Consider the following 301-nt stretch of genomic DNA (forward strand, 5'->3'; position numbering starts at 1 on the left):
TCCCAGTAAGCTAGAATTGGGGGGGGCCCCCATGGGGGCCATTTGTTCCGGCCAGAGCGCATATCCCAGTAAGCTAGAATGCAGGCCAGCTGTGTGTGGACGCCGCGCACGTTCCGGCCAGAGCGCATATCCCAGTAAGCTAGAATCGCGCTGCGGTTCATCCCATTTCGTTATACACAAGTCCCCTGAACCTGAAGCTCGCGACAGAACCTGATGCCAGCAGCAAAGTCAAGAATGCGTTGCATTCCCAGCCAGATGGTCTTGACTCCGGGCTCACCATCGCACTTTCGCGCAAGAAAGC

At 57.1% G+C, this 301-nt stretch carries 1 protein-coding gene; it reads right to left on the bottom strand.

The genetic code is table 11. The features are described 5' to 3' along the window. Positions 1 to 170: 170 nt before the first annotated feature. Positions 171 to 301, bottom strand: a 131-nt coding sequence (locus VTU_RS35485) for an IS4 family transposase (protein ID WP_138928005.1), incomplete at its 5' end; no start/stop codon positions are given.

The organism is Verminephrobacter aporrectodeae subsp. tuberculatae At4, from assembly GCF_000193225.1.
Taxonomy (GTDB): Bacteria; Pseudomonadota; Gammaproteobacteria; order Burkholderiales; family Burkholderiaceae_C; genus Acidovorax; species Acidovorax aporrectodeae.